Source organism: Nocardia alni (assembly GCF_019038435.1).
In the GTDB taxonomy this organism is placed as follows: Bacteria; Actinomycetota; Actinomycetes; order Mycobacteriales; family Mycobacteriaceae; genus Nocardia; species Nocardia alni.
This window is the reverse complement of record NZ_JAGPOX010000003.1, coordinates 29,001-46,198: the sequence shown is the minus strand read 5'-3', so window position 1 is coordinate 46,198 and position 17,198 is coordinate 29,001. Positions and strand designations below refer to the sequence as shown.

16 protein-coding genes are annotated in these 17,198 nt (G+C 67.3%); 12 read left to right on the top strand and 4 right to left on the bottom strand.

The genetic code is table 11. The features are described from left to right. Positions 1-278: 278 nt before the first annotated feature. The 9 genes from JZ791_RS02125 (at position 279) to JZ791_RS02085 (ending at position 11,708) form a co-directional block, all read left to right on the top strand. Positions 279-1,733 carry a condensation domain-containing protein gene (locus JZ791_RS02125; RefSeq protein ID WP_216892398.1) on the top strand — a complete coding sequence of 485 codons (1,455 nt, stop codon included), beginning with the start codon at positions 279-281 and terminating at the stop codon, positions 1,731-1,733. Then, positions 1,733-3,148 carry a condensation domain-containing protein gene (locus JZ791_RS02120; RefSeq protein WP_216892397.1) on the top strand — a complete coding sequence of 472 codons (1,416 nt, stop codon included), beginning with the start codon at positions 1,733-1,735 and terminating at the stop codon, positions 3,146-3,148. The genes JZ791_RS02125 and JZ791_RS02120 overlap by 1 nt, the downstream gene beginning before the upstream one ends. Beyond that, a complete protein-coding gene (locus JZ791_RS02115) occupies positions 3,145-4,497 on the top strand; it encodes a hypothetical protein (protein WP_216892396.1) in 1,353 nt (450 codons plus the stop codon). The genes JZ791_RS02120 and JZ791_RS02115 overlap by 4 nt, the downstream gene beginning before the upstream one ends. 80 nt (positions 4,498-4,577) lie before the next feature. Further along, positions 4,578-5,798 carry an acyl-CoA dehydrogenase family protein gene (locus JZ791_RS02110; RefSeq protein WP_216892395.1) on the top strand — a complete coding sequence of 407 codons (1,221 nt, stop codon included), beginning with the start codon at positions 4,578-4,580 and terminating at the stop codon, positions 5,796-5,798. Beyond that, positions 5,795-7,234: an LLM class flavin-dependent oxidoreductase gene (locus tag JZ791_RS02105; protein ID WP_216892394.1), complete on the top strand. Its 1,440-nt coding sequence runs from the start codon at positions 5,795-5,797 to the stop codon at positions 7,232-7,234. Before JZ791_RS02110 ends, JZ791_RS02105 begins: the two co-directional genes overlap by 4 nt. A 63-nt stretch (positions 7,235-7,297) precedes the next feature. Continuing rightward, positions 7,298-8,662 (top strand): styrene monooxygenase/indole monooxygenase family protein, encoded by a 1,365-nt coding sequence (locus JZ791_RS02100; RefSeq protein ID WP_216892393.1) that lies wholly within the window; start codon positions 7,298-7,300, stop codon positions 8,660-8,662. 158 nt (positions 8,663-8,820) lie between these two features. Then, positions 8,821-9,933 (top strand): dimethylsulfone monooxygenase SfnG, encoded by a 1,113-nt coding sequence (gene sfnG / locus JZ791_RS02095; RefSeq protein ID WP_216892392.1) that lies wholly within the window; start codon positions 8,821-8,823, stop codon positions 9,931-9,933. Beyond that, complete coding sequence (locus JZ791_RS02090) at positions 9,933-11,153, top strand: SfnB family sulfur acquisition oxidoreductase (protein WP_216892391.1); 1,221 nt, start codon at positions 9,933-9,935, stop codon at positions 11,151-11,153. The genes sfnG and JZ791_RS02090 overlap by 1 nt, the downstream gene beginning before the upstream one ends. A gap of 39 nt (positions 11,154-11,192) precedes the next feature. Further along, positions 11,193-11,708 carry a flavin reductase family protein gene (locus JZ791_RS02085; RefSeq protein ID WP_216892390.1) on the top strand — a complete coding sequence of 172 codons (516 nt, stop codon included), beginning with the start codon at positions 11,193-11,195 and terminating at the stop codon, positions 11,706-11,708. 12 nt (positions 11,709-11,720) lie between these two features. Here the strand turns inward: JZ791_RS02085 and JZ791_RS02080 are convergent, their stop codons facing one another. The 3 genes from JZ791_RS02080 to JZ791_RS02070 all read right to left on the bottom strand — a co-directional run bounded on the left by JZ791_RS02080 (position 11,721) and on the right by JZ791_RS02070 (position 13,739). Beyond that, entirely contained in the window at positions 11,721-12,371 is a 651-nt protein-coding gene (locus JZ791_RS02080) for a hypothetical protein (protein ID WP_216892389.1), read from the bottom strand. Positions 12,372-12,505: 134 nt separating this feature from the next. After that, positions 12,506-13,129, bottom strand: coding sequence for a DUF8020 domain-containing protein (locus tag JZ791_RS02075; protein ID WP_216892388.1), 624 nt, complete (start codon positions 13,127-13,129; stop codon positions 12,506-12,508). 400 nt (positions 13,130-13,529) lie between these two features. Next, positions 13,530-13,739, bottom strand: coding sequence for a hypothetical protein (locus tag JZ791_RS02070; RefSeq protein ID WP_216892387.1), 210 nt, complete (start codon positions 13,737-13,739; stop codon positions 13,530-13,532). A gap of 7 nt (positions 13,740-13,746) precedes the next feature. Here JZ791_RS02070 and JZ791_RS02065 point away from each other — a divergent pair, with 7 nt between their 5' ends. After that, complete coding sequence (locus JZ791_RS02065; RefSeq protein WP_216892386.1) at positions 13,747-14,175, top strand: LppU/SCO3897 family protein; 429 nt, start codon at positions 13,747-13,749, stop codon at positions 14,173-14,175. Between the two features lie 50 nt (positions 14,176-14,225). On the opposite strand, the gene JZ791_RS02060 is transcribed toward JZ791_RS02065, so the two are convergent. Next, on the bottom strand, positions 14,226-15,119 hold the full coding sequence (locus JZ791_RS02060; protein WP_216892385.1) for an SDR family oxidoreductase: 894 nt from the start codon (positions 15,117-15,119) through the stop codon (positions 14,226-14,228). Between the two features lie 289 nt (positions 15,120-15,408). Here JZ791_RS02060 and JZ791_RS02055 point away from each other — a divergent pair, with 289 nt between their 5' ends. Both JZ791_RS02055 and JZ791_RS02050 read left to right on the top strand, forming a co-directional pair. Next, positions 15,409-16,410: an amino acid ABC transporter permease gene (locus JZ791_RS02055; RefSeq protein WP_216892384.1), complete on the top strand. Its 1,002-nt coding sequence runs from the start codon at positions 15,409-15,411 to the stop codon at positions 16,408-16,410. Continuing rightward, positions 16,410-17,189: an amino acid ABC transporter ATP-binding protein gene (locus JZ791_RS02050; protein ID WP_216892383.1), complete on the top strand. Its 780-nt coding sequence runs from the start codon at positions 16,410-16,412 to the stop codon at positions 17,187-17,189. Before JZ791_RS02055 ends, JZ791_RS02050 begins: the two co-directional genes overlap by 1 nt. Positions 17,190-17,198: the final 9 nt, after the last annotated feature.

The following is a 17,198-nucleotide window of genomic DNA, read 5'->3' as shown; positions in this document are numbered from 1 at the left end:
CCGAGAGCTTCCAGTGTGCCGCCACTTCGCTCGTTAGTAGAGGTAATCAACTGGTGTTATACCGTTTGCGACAGGGGAGTTCATCAATTCTTAACTGCTCATTAAGTTGTCCTCGCAAGGACTGAATGTGATGGTTAACACTCTGGTAGCTGGGTGATCACCCGGCTATCATTCGTTGGGGGTAACACAATTACTGTCGTTGCCAGAAAAATTCACATCGTCACGACGACCGGTCAGCGCAGACCCGTCCATGGTTCGTTGAAATAACCGAGGGAACAATGGAATACACTGTGCTGTCCCATTTCGATATAAGACCCGGCTCCCTGACGCTGTGGAGCGCCGCGTTACTGCCCGGCACCGGGTGGCAGGCGGACGACCGTCCGTTGACCTGCGGTCACACAAAATATCTACGTGAGCTCGATGCCGCCGATCCGGCACCCGGCAGAGGCCGCTGGATCGGTACCGTCTTCGAAATGGACGCGCCGTTCGACCGGCGCCTGATCCGCGATCTGACCTGGATGTGGCATGCGCGCCACGAGGGCTTGCGCACGACGGTCGCACCGATGGTGAACCGTGAGACCGAACCCCCGCGATCGACCTGCGCCGCGTTGGATATCACCATTGTCGCCGAGTGGATCCCGGAGGTGACCGCCTCCGCGGAAATCAACGATTACCTGAATACGATCCTGGAACAGCGGCTGTCCGCATTGACCTGGCCGCATTGCCTCATCGCCACGATCGAGCACGAAAACACCGGTGATTTCACGGTATTGGTCGCCGCCGACCATTCGGTCATGGACGCCTACGGTCAGGTGCTGCTGGTGCCCGAATTGCGTGCGCTCTATCGCGCCCTGCTCAACGGAACCGCGTGCCGCCGCTCCGACACGTTCGCCAGCGCGGCGGATTACGCCGCGCTCGAGCGGCAGGCCGCGGACGCGCTGACTCCCGAAAGCCCGGCGGTCGATCTCTGGCGCGAATTCCTCGCGGAGTCCGGCGGCCGGTTTCCCCGCTTCGAGCCGGTACCCGGCGACCTCGGGGACGCTGCCGAACCGGTGACAGGGCCGCAGACCAGCGTATCCCGGTGGCTGCTGGACGATTCCGACATCCGCGTCGTGGAAACGGCCGCGGCGGCGGCCGGCTACCGGCTCACGCCCGCGATCTTCGCGGCCCTCGCGCTCGCCGCGCGCGCGACGAGCGGATCTCCGATTTTTCGCGCGATCATGCCGGTGGCCACCCGGCCCGATCTGCGCTGGTCGGAATCGATGGGCTGGTTCGTCAATATCGTCCCGCTGACCATCTCGGTGGGTCCGGTCGGCGAGGCAGGCGGGGAATTCCCGGCCGCGCTGGCCGCGGCCGATACCAGTCTGCGCCGGACCAGGGCGCTCGCCGCAGCGCCCGCGACCCGGGTATTCGATTTGCTGGGTGTCGAGGATGCTCCGCGCTTCGTCGTATCGTTCGTCGACATCACCAGGCTTCCGGACAACGAACTCATCACCGGCCTGCGCGGCCGGGCCCTGCGTGCCGACGCCTACGGAAGCGGCGAAATCTATTTCTGGATCGTCCGGGCCGCAGCGGGTTTGAATATATCCGCCCGTTTCTGCACATCGTATCCGCCCGAGGCGGTACAGCGATTCGTCGACGAATTCACCGCCGTCCTGCGCGGTGCGGGGGCCGATGCCCTGCCCATGGAACCGTATGCCCCACTGGCGGCAGTGCACAACGAGGTGGCCTGATGCGAATCGGTGGTTTGCGCGAAACTCTCGAGGTGACCGATCGCCCGATTGTCCTGGGGCCCACGGTCGTTTCCGCGGCGGCGGCCCGGTCCGCGCCGGCGTCCGCCGTGCCGCCGACCTTTCTCCAGCACGACCATCTACAGGCGGCGTTGATATTTCCGACCGAGTCGACGTATCTCGGTGTCGTCACCTATATTCCCGGCGTTCTGGACGCCGATGCGCTGGTCGCGGCGGTCACCGGTTTCGTGCAGGCCCATGACGGCCTGCGTACCTGGTTCGAGCCCACCGGCGACGGATTCGTCCGGCATGTGCTGGAGCCGGACGGCGTGGAACTGGAGGCCGCCGAGCTCACCGAGCCGACCGGCGGCACCGAATGGACCGATGCCCTGGCGAACTACTTCGCCACCACGATCACACCGTTCGACTGGCCCGGCCTGAGTGTGGCCGCCATCGTGCGCCCGGCGGGGTTCGAGGTGGTCTTCGTCGCCGATCACGCCTTCAGCGACGGCATGTCCCAGGCGTTGGCATCCCTCGAACTCACCGACCGGTATGCGGCCGCGCTGGCCGGACGGGTCCAGGAGCGGGCGATCTCCGGTGATTCGAGCGCCGACTACGCGATCGACGAGCGCGCCCGCGCCGACGATGCGCTGGCCGAAGCCCTGTTCCCGCTCTGGGATCGTGAGCTGGCCCAGGTCGGCTACCGTCTTCCGGCTGCCGGGATCGATCTGGGCATCGAGCACGGCACGCGTCATTCCCGCACCATCCGCAGCCGGACCCTGCTCGACGCCGAACAGGGTCGCGCCTTCGACGCCGTGCTCGCCGACCTCGACGCATCGCTGTCCGTCGCACTGTTCGCGGCGCTTGCGCTGGCACAGTACGAGCTGACGGCCGAGGAGCGATTCTGGACCTTGAACGTCGTCGCGACACGCTGCGGAAACCGGTTCGCCCGGGCCCAGGGCTGGTTCTGTAATTTCGTTCCGCTGTCGTTCCAGGTGCCGCCGAACGCGAGTTTCACGGCGCTCGTGCCGGTCGTGCGGGCCGCGTTGGAGCGCAACCGGACGCTGGCGCGGGTGCCCGCGCACGGCGCGATCGGGCGACTGGTGGCATCGGGTCGTGAAATCGCCACGCGCGACCCGGGTTTCGTGACGGTGCTCGATCTGCGCCGGCCGGCCGCCGCCGCGCCGGAGACCGCCGACACCCGGTTGTTCTCCGCCGAAGGCGTCACGTCCTCATTAGGAATATGGCTGGGGCGCAACGCCACCGAGTATTTCCTGGCACTGGGCGCGCCCGACGCGCCGGCGACATGGGAACGGCTGTCCGGCTACGCGGACCGGATTCAGCATGTCCTCGCCGAGATCGCGCGCACCGGTGATTACCGGCCGGTTCAGCGGGTCCGCGCGCAGGTGTACGGATGAGGGCCGCGGCGCGGGTGAATCGCCTCACCGCCGACGACGACCTGTTCTGGAAGGTGCACCGGCTGTTCGGCTCGGTGCTGCTCAACCAGATGGGTTGGTGGTTCGACGAACCGCTCGACCGCGACACCCTCACCGCCTTGCATCGGCACCTGGCGCACGGATTCCTGGCCCGCCGGGTCGTGCGCGGCCGGGTGCCGTTCGCCCGGCCGTGGTGGGAGCCGTCGACGGCGACCGTCCCGCTCACCTGGCAGCAGGAGCCGGTGGCCGAGGACCGGGTCATCGAGTGGCTGTCGCAGCAGGGTGAGGTCGACTTCGACCCGGCGGACGGGAGTCTGTGGCGGCTGTCGGCGGCGCCGGTCGGGCGCGGGATGGTGGTGTCCCTGGTGGCGTCCCACGTGGGAGCGGACGGCAGTGCCGGGCTCGTCGCCCTGTCCGACGCGCTCGACCGGCTCGGCCGGGGGCTCGAGCCGAGCCGGTCCGACAGCTCCGGTCGCCACGTCCGCGACCGGCCCGAGGGTGGGCGGTGGCGGGCAGACCTCGCCGATGCGACGGGGCAGGTGTGGGCCATCGGCAAGGGGATCGCCGGTGCCTACCGTGCTCGCGGGGTGACCGAGCCGGGTCGCATACCCCGCGATCCCCAGCCTCCCCACTACCCGTCCGATCACTACGCGCCCGCCCAGCTGATCGTCAATGTTCCGCTAGTGCAGTGGAATTCGGTCGCGCGGAAATACGGCGGCACGGCCAACGGGCTGATGATCGGCACCGCGGTCGGCATCCTCGGGCGGTCCGGCCGCCTCGGCGACGGGGCATCGGTCCGCGTCGACATCCCGCGCATGATGCGCGGGCCCGATGACCCGCGGGGCAACGCCACCACCGGAATTCCGATCTCGGTGCCCTACACCGAGGGCGAATCGGCCGACCTCGCGCTGATCCGGGCGATGACGAAACAGGCCATGACGGCCTACGACGATCCGGCCTCCACACCTCCGCTGCAACACCTGCAACCCCTGCAGATGGTGATCCCGGACGTCATCGCCCGTCGATTCGTGCGCACATCGAAAGCGCCGATATGCCTGTGTACCAACCTCGGCAGCGCCACCGAATCCGTCGCGACCATCGGCGGGGTCCGGGCCCGCAGGGTGGTCATGCGGCCGATCATCCGGCCGCGCGACACGGAGTTCTTCCGCCGGACCGAGATCGGCCTGAGCATGTCCTGGTCCAGTGACGACGAGCAGGTCACCCTCGCCGTGATCGGCGCCGACCCGGATGCCTTCCCGTCCACCGCAACACTGCGCGCCCATGTGCGGGCGGAGTTCGGCGCCTGGGGGCTGGTTCCGGCGTTCTGGTAGCACGGTCGTCGTGTGGGGGCGTTTCGATCCCGATGCGCGTAACCCGTGAGCAAAGTCCGTGCTCGCGCGATCGTCGGAGGATGACCTCCACTGCTCCACATGCCGTATCCGATCGCGAACTCGACGAGATCTTCGCGCCCGTGTTCGACCGGATCGCCGTCGGCGCGGTCCAGCGCGAGATCGACCGCCGCCTGCCGTACGAGGAGGTGGGCTGGCTGCGTGAGGCCAACTTCGGGGCCCTGCGGGTACCCGCCGAATACGGCGGTCACGGCGCCAGTGTGCGTCAGCTGTTCGGGCTGCTGATCGACCTGGCCGCCGCGGAATCCAATCTGCCGCAGGCGCTCCGGGTGCACTTCTCCTTCGTCGAGGATCAGCTGCTCGCCCAGCCGGGCCCAGCGCGCGAGCAGTGGCTGCGCGCGGCGGGATCGGGCGCCCTGGTCGGCAACGCGATCACCGAACCGGGTGTGGGGGCGGTGGATCGGTACCGCACGCGCCTGACCCCGGACGGCGCGGGCTGGCGGCTCAACGGCGTGAAGTACTACAGCACCGGCTCGTTGTACGCGGACTACATCGTCGCCGCGGCCGATCGCGACGGTGAGCGGGTGGGCGTGCTGGTCGACGCCGCGGCCGAGGGCGTGCGCCGGCACGACGACTGGGACGGCTTCGGGCAGCGTCTCACTGCCAGCGGGACAACGGAATTCGACAACGTGGCGATCGCGGCGGATCGGATTCTCGGTCCCGGCTACGGCGTATCCGGGCCCACCTACGCCACGGCCTATCTCCAGCTGGTGCAGTTGGCGGTGCTCGCGGGGATCGCCCGCCGGGCGGAGAGCGATGTGCGGGCCTGGGTCGCCGAGCGCACCCGGGCGTACACGCACGCCGCCGCGGACCTGCCCCGGCAGGATCCGTTGGTGCAGCAGGTGATCGGCCAGTTGTCGGCCGCGGCGTTCTCGGCGCGGGCCAGTGTGCTCGCGGTCGCCGATCGTCTGGACGCCGTGCTGGACGCCGGTGCGAGCGATGAGAACGAACTGATCGGCGTGGAACTCGTCTCGGCCCAGGCGCAACTCACCGTGATCGACACCGTGCTGACGGCCACCACCCGGTTGTTCGAGGTCGGCGGTGCGTCGATCGTGTCCGAACAACTGCGCCTGGATCGGCACTGGCGCAACGCCCGGACCATCTCGGTGCACAATCCCGCGATCCAGAAGGCCAGGGCGATCGGTGATCACCTGCTCAACGGCACACAGCTGCCGTTCGGCTGGAGCGCGGGCGAGCGGACGGCCCAGGGGGTCGCGCGATGAGCGAGCCCCGCCGAATCCGGTTCAACGCCTTCGACATGAACTGTGTCGCGCATCAGTCCCCGGGGCTGTGGCGGCATCCGGAGGATCAATCACACCGCTACAAGGAGCTCGGCTACTGGACCGATCTGGCGAAACTACTGGAACGCGGTCGATTCGACGGGATCTTCATCGCCGACGTCCTGGGTACCTACGACGTATACGGCGGCGACGATACCGCCGCCCTGCGTCAGGGCGCGCAGATTCCGGTCGCCGATCCGCTGCTGCTGGTATCGGCGATGGCCGGGGTGACAACGCATCTCGGCTTCGGCATCACCACCGGCACCGGTTTCGAGCATCCGTATCCGTTCGCCCGGCGCCTGTCCACGCTCGATCACCTGACCGGCGGACGCCTGGGCTGGAACGTGGTGACCGGCTATCTGCCCTCGGCCGCAAGGAATTTCGGCGCCGCGGATCAACTCGACCACGACGAGCGATACAACCAGGCCGACGAGTACCTGGAGGTGCTCTACAAGCTGTGGGAGGGTTCCTGGGAGGACGACGCGGTCGTGCGCGATGCCGCGGCGGGAGTCTACGTCGATCCGGCCAAGGTGCACCACATCGGGCACCACGGCACGCATTACACCGTGCCCGGCATCCACCTGTCCGAACCGTCGCCGCAGCGTACGCCGGTGATCTATCAGGCGGGCGCCTCGCCGCGCGGCACCAGGTTCGCCGCCGAGAACGCCGAGGCGATCTTCATCGCGGGGCCGTCGAAACGGGTTGTGGCGCAGACCGTCGCGCGGATTCGCCAGGCGCTGCGCGAGGCCGGGCGCGATCCCTATTCGGCGCGCGTCTACGCCCTGGCCACCGTCATCACCGACGCCACCGACGAGGCGGCCGAGCACAAGCATCGGGAGTATCTCGAATACGCGAGCGTGGAGGGCGGGCTGGTGTTCATGTCCGGGTGGATGGGAATAGACCTGTCCGAATACGATCTGGACGATCCGATCGGCCAGGTTGAGAGCAATGCGATCCAATCGGCCGTCGCCGCATTCCAAGAATTCGACGACGACGGGCGGGAATGGACGGTCCGCGATATCGGGCGCTGGGGCGCGATCGGTGGAATGGGACCGGTATTCGTCGGATCCGGCAGTACCGTCGCAGACCGGTTGCAGGAATGGGTCGACGATACCGATGTGGACGGATTCAATCTCGCGTACGCGATAACGCCGGGCAGTTTCGAGGATGTCATGCGGCACGTGATTCCGGTGCTGACCGAGCGCGGCGTCTATCCGACCGAATATGTGCCGGGCACACTGCGCAACGCCCTGTTCGGCCGGGGAGACAGGCTCCCGAGCGAGCATCGAGGCGCGCGATATCGGCTGGATGGCCCGGATTCGACCGCGTTGCCCGCGTCGGTGCGGCGGTCCGGGGATACGGTCGCCGCGCGATCCTAGGGGGATCCGTTCTCGCTGAGCGCAATACTCCGATATGGCGGTCGGGGGCATCAGAATTTCCCTATGACAAAACAGAATTCGAGCCGAACGGCAGCGATAGTAGGCGCGGGGCAGACCGGTGTGACCGCCGCACTCGGTCTGCTCGACGCGGGTTTCGAGGTGACCGTCTACAGCGATCGGGATCAGCGCGCGCTGCGCGATGATGTGCCCGCCACGGGCACGGCGTTGGAATTCGGCGAGGCGCAGGGCGCCGAGTCCGCGCTCGGCCTGGATACCTTTGTCGACCGGGCGCCCAGGCATTCCGGGCTGAGTGTGCGCATAGCTGGACCGGAGAGCGCCGAATTGATCGCGTTCGACGGCAATTTCGACGGATATGTCGGGCTCGCCGTGGATACCCGCCTGAAGGCCGACGAGCGACTCACCCGATTCCAGGAGCGCGGCGGCCGGTTCGTCGTGCAGTCGGTGACGCCCGAGACGCTCGATCCGATCGCGGCCGCCAATGATCTGACTCTGGTCGCCACCGGGCGTGGTGGCCTGGCCGATCTGTTCGAGATCGACCCCGTGCGCACGGTGTACGCCGAGCCGCAACGCCGGCTGCTCACCGTGACCGTCACCGGATTGGGCTATGGCCCTGAGGTTTTCGCACATCGCAGCCTGGACGGTGGCGCACACAGCGGATTCTCGATCCTCGCCGAGCAGGGTGAGGCATGGTGGGGTCCGTATCTGCACAAGGACGCCGGACCGTCGTGGGCGTTCCTGGGGTGGGCCAGGCCCGGCAGTGATTGGGAAAAGCGTTTCGCCGCCGCCGATTCCGCAGAGTCGGCGCATCGGATCGTGCAGGATCTCTACCGTGACTTCGTCGACTGGGACTTGCCGGAAGTCCTTGCCACGCAGGTCATCTCCGAGGATCCACACTCGTGGCTCAAGGGCGCGGTCCGGCCGGTGGTGCGCACGGGTGTCGGCGCCACCGCGGGCGGGCACCTCGTCGCTGCTCTGGGCGATACCGCCGTGGCGTACGACCCGATCGCGGGTCAGGGCGCGCAGAGCGGGCTGATTCAGGCGCAGCGGCTGGTCGCGGCCGCGGCGACGCACGAGGGGCAGTTCGATCGTGAATGGCTCGAGACGCGGTACGCCGAATTCCTGGGTGCGCGCTCGGACGCGGCCAGCCGGGTCACCCGGCTGTTCCTGAGCGATCCGGAATTCGGCGATATCGGCAATCGCTTCTTTCCCGCCGCCACGGTGGACCCGCAGTTCGCCTCGGCGCTGGTGGGCCTGCTGCATCGCCCGCAGCCGTTCCTGGATATCGCCTCCACCGATGCGGCGGACGCTTATATCCAGCATGTCACCGGCCAGGAGGCAGCCGGACTACTGAGCCAGTTCCAGCCTGCCGGTCGTTTCGAGCGCTCACGGTTCGAGGCAGTCGCCTGAGTTCACCCACCCCGCCGGCTTACCGTCCCCCGTCCCATCGATGAGATCGCACAGATTCAAACCCTCGTGTCGGGTAGCGCGCGGTGCTGAAGTGAGGGGCACACCGCGCGCCCGGCCGAGGCGGCCGCAGATTCCGACGGATACCACTGGGAGCATGAGTGAGCACCGAGAAAATTGCCGAACAGACCCGGTTCGCCTACTGGGTTCCCAACGTCAGCGGCGGCCTGGTCACCAGTGACATCGAGCAGCGCACGAGCTGGGATTTCGAATACAACAAGAAGCTGGCCCAGACCGCCGAACGCAACGGCTTCGAATACGCGCTGTCCCAGGTCCGGTACACCGCCTCGTACGGCGCGGAATACCAGCACGAGTCGACCTCGTTCAGCCTGGCACTGCTCGGCGCGACCGAGCGGCTCAAGGTCATCGCGGCCATTCATCCGGGGCTGTGGCATCCGGCCGTATTGGCCAAATTCGGGGCGACCGCCGATCATCTGTCCGGCGGCCGGTTCGCGATCAACGTCGTCTCGGGCTGGTTCGCCGGGGAATTCCAGGCGCTGGGCGAACCCTGGCTCGAACACGACGAACGCTACCGGCGCAGCGGCGAATTCCTCGAGGTGATCCGCAAGATCTGGACCGAGGACGCGGTGAACTACGGCGGCGACTTCTACCGGATCCGCGACTTCACGCTCAAGCCCAAGCCGCTCAACACTCCGGAGCGGCCCAATCCCGAACTGTTCCAGGGCGGTAACTCCAGCGCCGCGCGCCGCAACGGCGGGCGCTACGCGGACTGGTACTTCTCCAACGGCAAGGACTTCGACGGCGTCACCGAGCAACTGGAGGATGTGCGCGCGGTCGCCCGCGAGCACGACCGGGAGGTTCGGTTCGGGCTCAACGGGTTCATCATCGCCCGCGACACCGAGAAGGAAGCCAAGGACACCCTTCGCGAGATCATCGACAAGGCCAATCGCCCTGCGGTACAGGGATTCCACGACGCGGTCCAGCAGGCGGGCGCGTCCACCTCGGATCGCAAGGGGATGTGGGCCGATTCCACCTTCGAGGATCTGGTGCAGTACAACGACGGCTTCCGGACCAAGCTGATCGGCACTCCCGAACAGATCGCCGAGCGCATCGTGGCCTACCGCGACCGCGGCGTGGATCTGATCCTGGCGGGCTTCCTGCACTTCCAGGAGGAGGTCGAATACTTCGGCAGTCGTGTGCTGCCGCTGGTGCGTGAGCTCGAGGCACAGCGCAAGCCCGTCGCGGTGGCGTGATGACGGCGGTGACGGCACGGCGCATCACCTCCGCCGACGATGCCTTCCGGGTGGCCGCGGAGTTGGCGGCCGAATTCGCCGTCGCCGCGTCCGAGCGAGACAGGTTGCGGCAGTTGCCCCATCCGGAGGTGCGGCGGTTGGCGGAGAGCGGTTTGCTGGCCGCCACCGTGCCCGAGGCATATGGCGGGGCCGATCTGCCGCCCAGCGCATTGGCCGAGGTGGTCCGTATCCTCGCGACGGCGGATCCGAATATCGCCCAGATTCCGCACAGTCATTTCGTGTACGTGAACCTGCTGCGGCTGGCCGGATCCGACGACCAGCGAAAGCGGTACTTCACGCAGGTGCTCGGTGGCGCGACGATCGCCAACGCGCAGTCCGAGCGTGGCGGGACCACGGTCGCGCAGGTGGCGACGACGATTCGGCCCGAGAACGGGCGCCTACGCATCGATGGCGCCAAATTCTATTGTACCGGTTCACTTTTCGCCGATCTGCTGGCCGTGCTGACCAGGCTCGACGATCCGGAGGGCCGCAGCGGGTTGGAGCAGGGTGAGTACATCGCCTATCTCCCCGCCGATGCGCCGGGGGTGGAGATCATCGACGACTGGAATGCCGTGGGGCAGCGCACGACCGGCAGCGGCACCGTTCGATTCGACGGTGTGCTGGTCGATCCCGATCAGGTCGTGGCCCGCGCGGAGGCGGTGCGCGCGCCGACCGGATACGGCGCGTTCGCACAACTGCTGCACGCCGCGATCGATACCGGCATCGCGCGCGGTGCGCTCGGTGCGGCGGTGGAATTCGTGCGCACCCGCAGTCGCCCCTGGTTCGAGGCCAGTGTCGAGCGGGCGGTCGACGATCCGCTGGTGATTCAGCGGGTCGGCGAGCTGTCGGTGTCCGTGACCGCCGCCGAGGCGACACTGACCGCCGCCGGTCTGGCCGTCGATGCCGCGACTCGGATCGATCATCCGGATCCCGACCCGATCGCCCGCGCCTCGCTCGCGGTCGCCGCGGCCAAGGCCGTCGCCGATCGCGCGGCCACCGAGGTCCCGGCGGCACTGTTCGAGGTGAGCGGAACCCGCAGTGCGGCAGCGGATCTGAACCTGGACCACTTCTGGCGCAATGCCCGGACCCATACACTGCACGATCCGGTGCGCTGGAAATACCAGCATCTGGGCCGCGCCCTGCTACACGACACACCGCCGCCGTTACACGGCGTGGTGTAACCGAGCCCGCCACGGCGGCCCTGGTGAAAGAGGTACCCCATGTCCGAACTCGACGAGATTCCCGCCGACGGCGCCGGATTGCGCCGGGCCTTCGCCTCGTTCCCCAGTGGTGTGGTGGGAGTGTGCGCCGACCTCGGGGGCACCCCGTACGGATTGGCGGTGAGCACCTTCGTGCCGGTGTCGCTGGACCCGCCGCTGGTCTCGTTCTGTGTGCAGAACAGCTCCACGACGTGGCCGCGGCTGTCCGAGGCCAGCCATCTGGGGCTGAGCCTGCTCGGCACCGGCCAGCAGGACGCCGCGCGCTCGCTGGCCGCGCGCTCGGGGGACCGATTCGCGGGCCTGACGCTGCGCCACGGAGCGGGGCACGCGGTATTCGTCGAGGGCGCGTCCGCCTGGCTCGAGGGCACGATCGAGACCCAGGTCCCCGCGGGCGACCATCAGGTGGTGATCCTGCGCGTCCACCGGCTGGCGACTCGCGCGGATGTGGATCCACTCGTCTTCCACGGCAGTCGGTTCCGCCGCCTGCACGTCGAGGAGCTTCCTACGGCAGTGTGATAACCGACACATTCACATCGGGTGTGCGGGACGGAAACACAACCTGCGGCGTCGCCCCGTCCCCGGACCGGTGTTGGTGATCACCGCGGCGGCCAGCCCGCGCGCGGTCAGATCGTGCCGCTGCATGTCCTGGCTGAAGCCGTCGAGGTGGATCAGCGTGTGCTGAACCAGCGCCGGGGCGATGTCGGCCGGATCCGTGCACGCGGCTCGGTACGCGGCGACCGCGCGAGGGTCCTCGGTGAGCGCGGCCAGTGCGCCCAGACGAACCCGGTGGGTCAGGCCGTCCCACACGATCGCCTCATCCTCGCTGTGGATGACCCGTCGCCCACCCCGGTAGTCCAGATCCCGGATGATGGCGTCGGCGGGTTTGCCCAGACGTGTCTCGCACACCACCGCCCACAGGGCGCACAGCCAGCTGAGGCCGCGCAGAATAGCCAGATGCTCCCGCTCGCCGCGCAGGGCGAGGTATGCGTCGGCCGCCGCCTGGGTCGCCGGGTTCTCCCACTGGAACACCAGAGTCTCCAGCTCGACCAGGAATTCGGCGGGCAGTTCCGCGGAATCGGGCCGCGCGATCTGAACCGCGCATTGCGACAACGGGTCCCGCAGTTCGACCATTTCCGGGTCGTCCGTGGGCGCCCACTGCTGCTGCCAGTCCCCGGTCATGAGTCGAAATCCTCAGCTCGTCGCGGCGGGGCGGTCGGTAGGACACCGCCCCATCGCATTGAGCCACGAATTACTCAGGCGTGCAACCAAACAGGCCACGAACCGAGGGTTGCGGGTCCGCGGCCTGCCGATCGCTAAACGACCTGCGTCACCGCGTTCATGAACGGCATGCCGCCCATGATGTAGCCGCCGGCGAGCGCGCCGACGAGCAGTCCGATCGGGCCGGTGAGCCAGCTGAGCCAGAACAGCCCGCAGACCGCGCCGATGAGACCGCCGATGACGCCGCCGGCGACCACGCCGACGATGTTCTTGTTGATCTGCTGGGTGAGCACGGCCATCTTGTCGACCGGCTGCAGCGAGCCGATCTCCTTGGCGCTCGCCTTGGGCTGCAGCACGAGCTGGTGGCCGTCGGCGCTGATCTGTTGCGCGACGTGAACCGTGCTGCCGTCGAGCTTGTACGTCAGCGGCACCTTGGCGAGGGAGGCACCGTTGACAGACTTCAGATCGATCTCGGTGCCGTTCTGGGCCATGACGAATCGTCCGCCTGTCACCGTGGTGGTGAGCTTGCGGGACAGATCCGACAACGTGGCGTGATACGTGACGCCGTGATCGACTCCGGTGGCGGAGATGTCCTTGGCGATGTGTTTGGTGGGGGCGGGGGGAGTCGACACCGGTGGGTTCGCACTCGCCGTCCCTGCGGCGATCCCCACCGTCGCAACCGCGAGCAAAGCGGTTGCGGCGAACTTGCCGAACTTCATGCGCTGTCCTTCAGAAGCAGACGACCGGCACGGATGGGCCGGACGGCAGATCACTCTATCGCGTCGGAAGCTTTATGACAGTTCGGACGAAATGGTGATACCGCGCTCGTATCGTTGCAGAACTGTTATGTGTGATCAAACCGGGTCACGAATGAGTAAAAATGCGGGGCTTCACAATTCGCGCGAGTGGGTGCGACTGGTGTATGCACTAAGGGTTCGCAAAACACGTGTGTTCAGATTTCGGATCCAGTGATTTCAGGTCCGAGGGGTTACAGCTGTTGGAGGATCTGTCCGTGCCGCGTCGCCGTGCCCACGCCGGAGTCATTCTGGGGGGCTTCGTAGTTGCCTCCGGACTCGCGATGGCGTGCCTGATCTTTGCCGCGCTGTCGATGAGCGGTCATCACCCGCACAACACCAGCGTCAGCGCCGCGACGACCTCGACGGCGACGGTGACTCTCGCCGCCCCGGTTCCCCGCGTGCCCGCGACGCTCACGATGCCCGGGCAGCGGCCGCGGGCCACCACCGCCAAGCCGACCACGACGAAGCCGACCACCACGTCGGCGACGCCCACCACCAAGCCGACCACGTCGGCGCCCACCACCCCGACCACACCCGGCATGGTCAACAGCAACGCGAATCAGCGGAGCACCGCGCCCGCGCCCGCGGCGGCGCCGGTCGGTGCGGGTGATTGCGTGAGCGCCTCCGGCACCGCCGCCGACTGTGGCAGTGGGGATTCGGCCTATCGGGTGAGCAGCACGGTGGGCGGAGGCAGTTCGTGCCCGAGCGATTCGGACCGCTCGATCACCCAGGCTCTGCCCGGCGGCGCGCGGGACAAGTTGTGCATGGATACCGACTGGGAGGTCGGCCGTTGCATGTCGATGTCCGGCGGTTCGGCGACCCCGGTCGATTGCAGCGACTCGGCGCCCGGACTGGTTCGGGTGCAGTCGATCAACCACGGCACCTCGGACGTGAACACGTGCACCGACGCCAACCACGGCGTGGTCTATCAGCAGCGTCACTTCGTGGTCTGCGTCGCGCAGAAATAGATTAAAAAGTACTGGAATAGATTTTAAAAGCCGTGGAATAACGTAGCGAACTATCCATCGCCAGGGTTTGCTGGCTCCGGGGTCGTGTCGTGAGGTGTGCGCTGTTGTGCCTCGAGTACCCGGCTGAACTGCCGATTCGCCGTTCGCATGACTTTCTCGTACGGTAGCGCGAACTTGCGGGCGAACCAGTAGCCGATCCGGATGTCGGCGGAGGTGTGCACGAGAAATCTGTTGTGCCGCACGCCGTCCAGGATGCGCTCGGCGACCTTCTCCGGTGCGACGGCGTGCCCCTCGAACCGGCTTGTCAGCCGCCGCACCCGGGGATCGTCGCGATCGATGCCGACGATTTGCGCGGAGCCCACGAGCGGCGTGCGTACCGCGCCCGGAACCACCAGGCTCACCCCGATGCCGTGGCGCTCCAGATCGAAGCGCAGCACCTCCGAGATGCCTCGAAGGCCGAATTTGCTGGCGCTGTAGGCCGCGTGCCACGGCAGCGCGAGCAGGCCCGCCGCCGAGGACACGTTCACCAGATGTCCGCCGCGCCCCGCGCGCACCATCGGTGGCAGGAAGTTCTCGATGATGTGGATCGGCCCCATCAGGTTCACATCGATGACCGAACGCCAATGGCGATGCTCGAGGTTCTCCACGGTGCCCCAGATAGCTATGCCCGCGATATTCATCACCGCGTCGAGGCTGCCGTACTGGTCGTGAATTCGTTCGGCCCACAGGGTGACCGCGTCGTAGTCGCGGATGTCCAGCGCCCGCGCGTCCAGCACCCGGCCACCCGCGGCCCGCACCAGCTCCGCGGTCTGCTCCAGGCCGTCCGCGGCGATGTCGGTCAGGAACAGCTGGGCGCCCGCGCCCGCGGCCGCCACCGCGGTGGCCCGGCCGATGCCGCTGGCTGCGCCGGTGATCAGGCATAGGCGTCCGTCGAGGTCTTTCATGTGCGGACTCCTCGGGGCTCGGCATACGGGACTCTGGAACGACGGTGTTCACCTTAGAGTATTGCGAACATATGTGTACATATGAGAACGGGCGGTCGGCGATTTCCCGGTGATCGATGGGAAAACCGCATGCCAACAGTTGAATTCACGCTGAGCGGGAGTGCGGACATCGCGGCCCCGCGGTTCTAGCGTCGACAGGGTGGTCGCCGTATCGGCTGATGAGGCTCCCGATCTTCGAGCCGCGCGTATCGATGGAGGATTTCATGAGCGAGCGGATGGGTAGTACGGCATGAGTACCGCGGCCGCCGTCGAGGCTCCGGTGTCCCCGGACGCCGGCGAGCAGGAGCTGCGCCTCGCGCGGACCTGGCACCCGTGGCGCTGGCTGGCGGCGGTGGTCACCCTGGTGCTGGTGGCGCAGTTCGCGCACGGCCTGGTCACCAATCCCGGCTGGGACTGGCCCACGTTCGGCAGATACTTCACCGCGCGGGCGGTGCTGGCCGCGCTGCGGGTGACCCTGGAGCTGACCTTCTGGGGCACGCTGTTCGGATTTCTGATCGGCATCTGGGTGGCGATCGCGCGATTGTCGAAAATCCCGGTGCTGCAGGTGATCGCGTGGGTCTACGTGTGGGCGTTCCGGTCCATCCCGCTGATCGTGCAGCTGCTGTTCTGGTTCAACATCGCCTACCTGTACAAGCGGATGTCGTTCGGGATTCCGTTCGGGCCGGCCCTTTTCAGCTTCGATGTGAACGGGGTGATCAGCGGCTTCACCGCGGCGGTCATCGGGCTGGCGCTGCATCAGGCCGCCTACGCCGCCGAAATCATCCGCGCCGGAATCATCTCGGTGGATTCGGGGCAGATCGAGGCGGCCAAATCGCTCGGGTTGCCTTGGCGGCGGCAGTTCTTCACCATCGTCGCGCCACAGGCCATGCGGGGCATTCTGCCCAATGCCGCCAACGAGGTGATCAGCCTGTTCAAGGGCACCTCGATCGTCTCGGTGATGGCGATCGCGGAGCTGTTCTACCAGGTCCAGGTCATCTACGGCCGCAACGGCCGGGTGGTGCCGCTGCTGATGGTGGCGACGATCTGGTACATCGTGCTCACCAGTGTGCTGAGCGTCGCGCAGTACTACATCGAACGGCATTTCGCGAAGGGCGCCGCGCGTGAACTGCCCCCGACGCCCTGGCAGCGGGTGCGCGGCAAGATCGCGGAGATCACCGGTGCGAGCGCCGCCGGTGTTACCGGTGCGAGCGCCGCCGGTGTCACCGGTGCGAGCGTCACGGGGGAGCGGTGATGAGCCGACAGTCGAAATCCGAATTCGCCGTCGAATTACGCAGCGTCCGAAAACATTTCGGCGGTCACGAGGTGCTGCGCGGTGTCGATCTCGCGGTGCGTCCGGGCGAGGTGACGGTGATCCTGGGTCCCTCGGGATCCGGAAAGTCGACCCTGCTGCGCACCATCAACCATCTGGAGAAGGTCGACGCGGGCACCGTGCGGGTGGGCGGCGAACTCGTCGGCTACCGCCGCAAGGGTGCGCGGTTGCACGAACTGAGCGAGCGCGAAATCCTGCGCCAGCGTGCGCGAATCGGCTTCGTATTCCAGAACTTCAACCTCTTCCCGCATCTGACCGTGCTGGAAAATGTTGTCCTGGCCCCGGTTTCGGCACAGGGACGGGCGCGCACGGCGGTGAAGACCGAGGCGGTGCGGCTGCTCGAGCGGGTCGGCCTGGGCGACAAGGCCGATGAGTATCCGCGCAGGCTATCCGGCGGGCAGCAGCAACGGGTGGCGATCGCGCGGGCCCTGGCACTGCGTCCCGACGTGGTGCTGTTCGACGAGCCCACCTCGGCGCTGGATCCCGAACTCGTCGGCGAGGTGCTCGATGTGATTCGCGGACTGGCCGGCGACGGTTCGACGCTGGTGATCGTCACGCACGAGATCGGATTCGCCCGGGAGGTGGCCGACACCGTGGTGCTGTTGGACTCCGGGACGATCATCGAGCAGGGGCCGCCCGGCCAGGTGCTGGACCACCCCACCCATCCGCGCACGAAGGCCTTTCTGTCCCATGTCCTGTGAGGCGCACGG

Coding starts and splice junctions, on each gene's coding strand:
- JZ791_RS02100 (WP_216892393.1), top strand. CDS start 7,298: ATGACAAAACAGAATTCGAGCCGAACGGCAGCGATAGTAGGCGCGGGG.
- JZ791_RS02060 (WP_216892385.1), bottom strand. CDS start 15,119: ATGAAAGACCTCGACGGACGCCTATGCCTGATCACCGGCGCAGCCAGC.
- JZ791_RS02050 (WP_216892383.1), top strand. CDS start 16,410: ATGAGCCGACAGTCGAAATCCGAATTCGCCGTCGAATTACGCAGCGTC.
- JZ791_RS02065 (WP_216892386.1), top strand. CDS start 13,747: ATGGTCAACAGCAACGCGAATCAGCGGAGCACCGCGCCCGCGCCCGCG.
- JZ791_RS02075 (WP_216892388.1), bottom strand. CDS start 13,129: ATGAAGTTCGGCAAGTTCGCCGCAACCGCTTTGCTCGCGGTTGCGACG.
- JZ791_RS02115 (WP_216892396.1), top strand. CDS start 3,145: ATGAGGGCCGCGGCGCGGGTGAATCGCCTCACCGCCGACGACGACCTG.
- JZ791_RS02110 (WP_216892395.1), top strand. CDS start 4,578: ATGACCTCCACTGCTCCACATGCCGTATCCGATCGCGAACTCGACGAG.
- JZ791_RS02090 (WP_216892391.1), top strand. CDS start 9,933: ATGACGGCGGTGACGGCACGGCGCATCACCTCCGCCGACGATGCCTTC.
- JZ791_RS02125 (WP_216892398.1), top strand. CDS start 279: ATGGAATACACTGTGCTGTCCCATTTCGATATAAGACCCGGCTCCCTG.
- JZ791_RS02080 (WP_216892389.1), bottom strand. CDS start 12,371: ATGACCGGGGACTGGCAGCAGCAGTGGGCGCCCACGGACGACCCGGAA.
- JZ791_RS02120 (WP_216892397.1), top strand. CDS start 1,733: ATGCGAATCGGTGGTTTGCGCGAAACTCTCGAGGTGACCGATCGCCCG.
- JZ791_RS02105 (WP_216892394.1), top strand. CDS start 5,795: ATGAGCGAGCCCCGCCGAATCCGGTTCAACGCCTTCGACATGAACTGT.
- JZ791_RS02085 (WP_216892390.1), top strand. CDS start 11,193: ATGTCCGAACTCGACGAGATTCCCGCCGACGGCGCCGGATTGCGCCGG.
- JZ791_RS02055 (WP_216892384.1), top strand. CDS start 15,409: ATGAGTACCGCGGCCGCCGTCGAGGCTCCGGTGTCCCCGGACGCCGGC.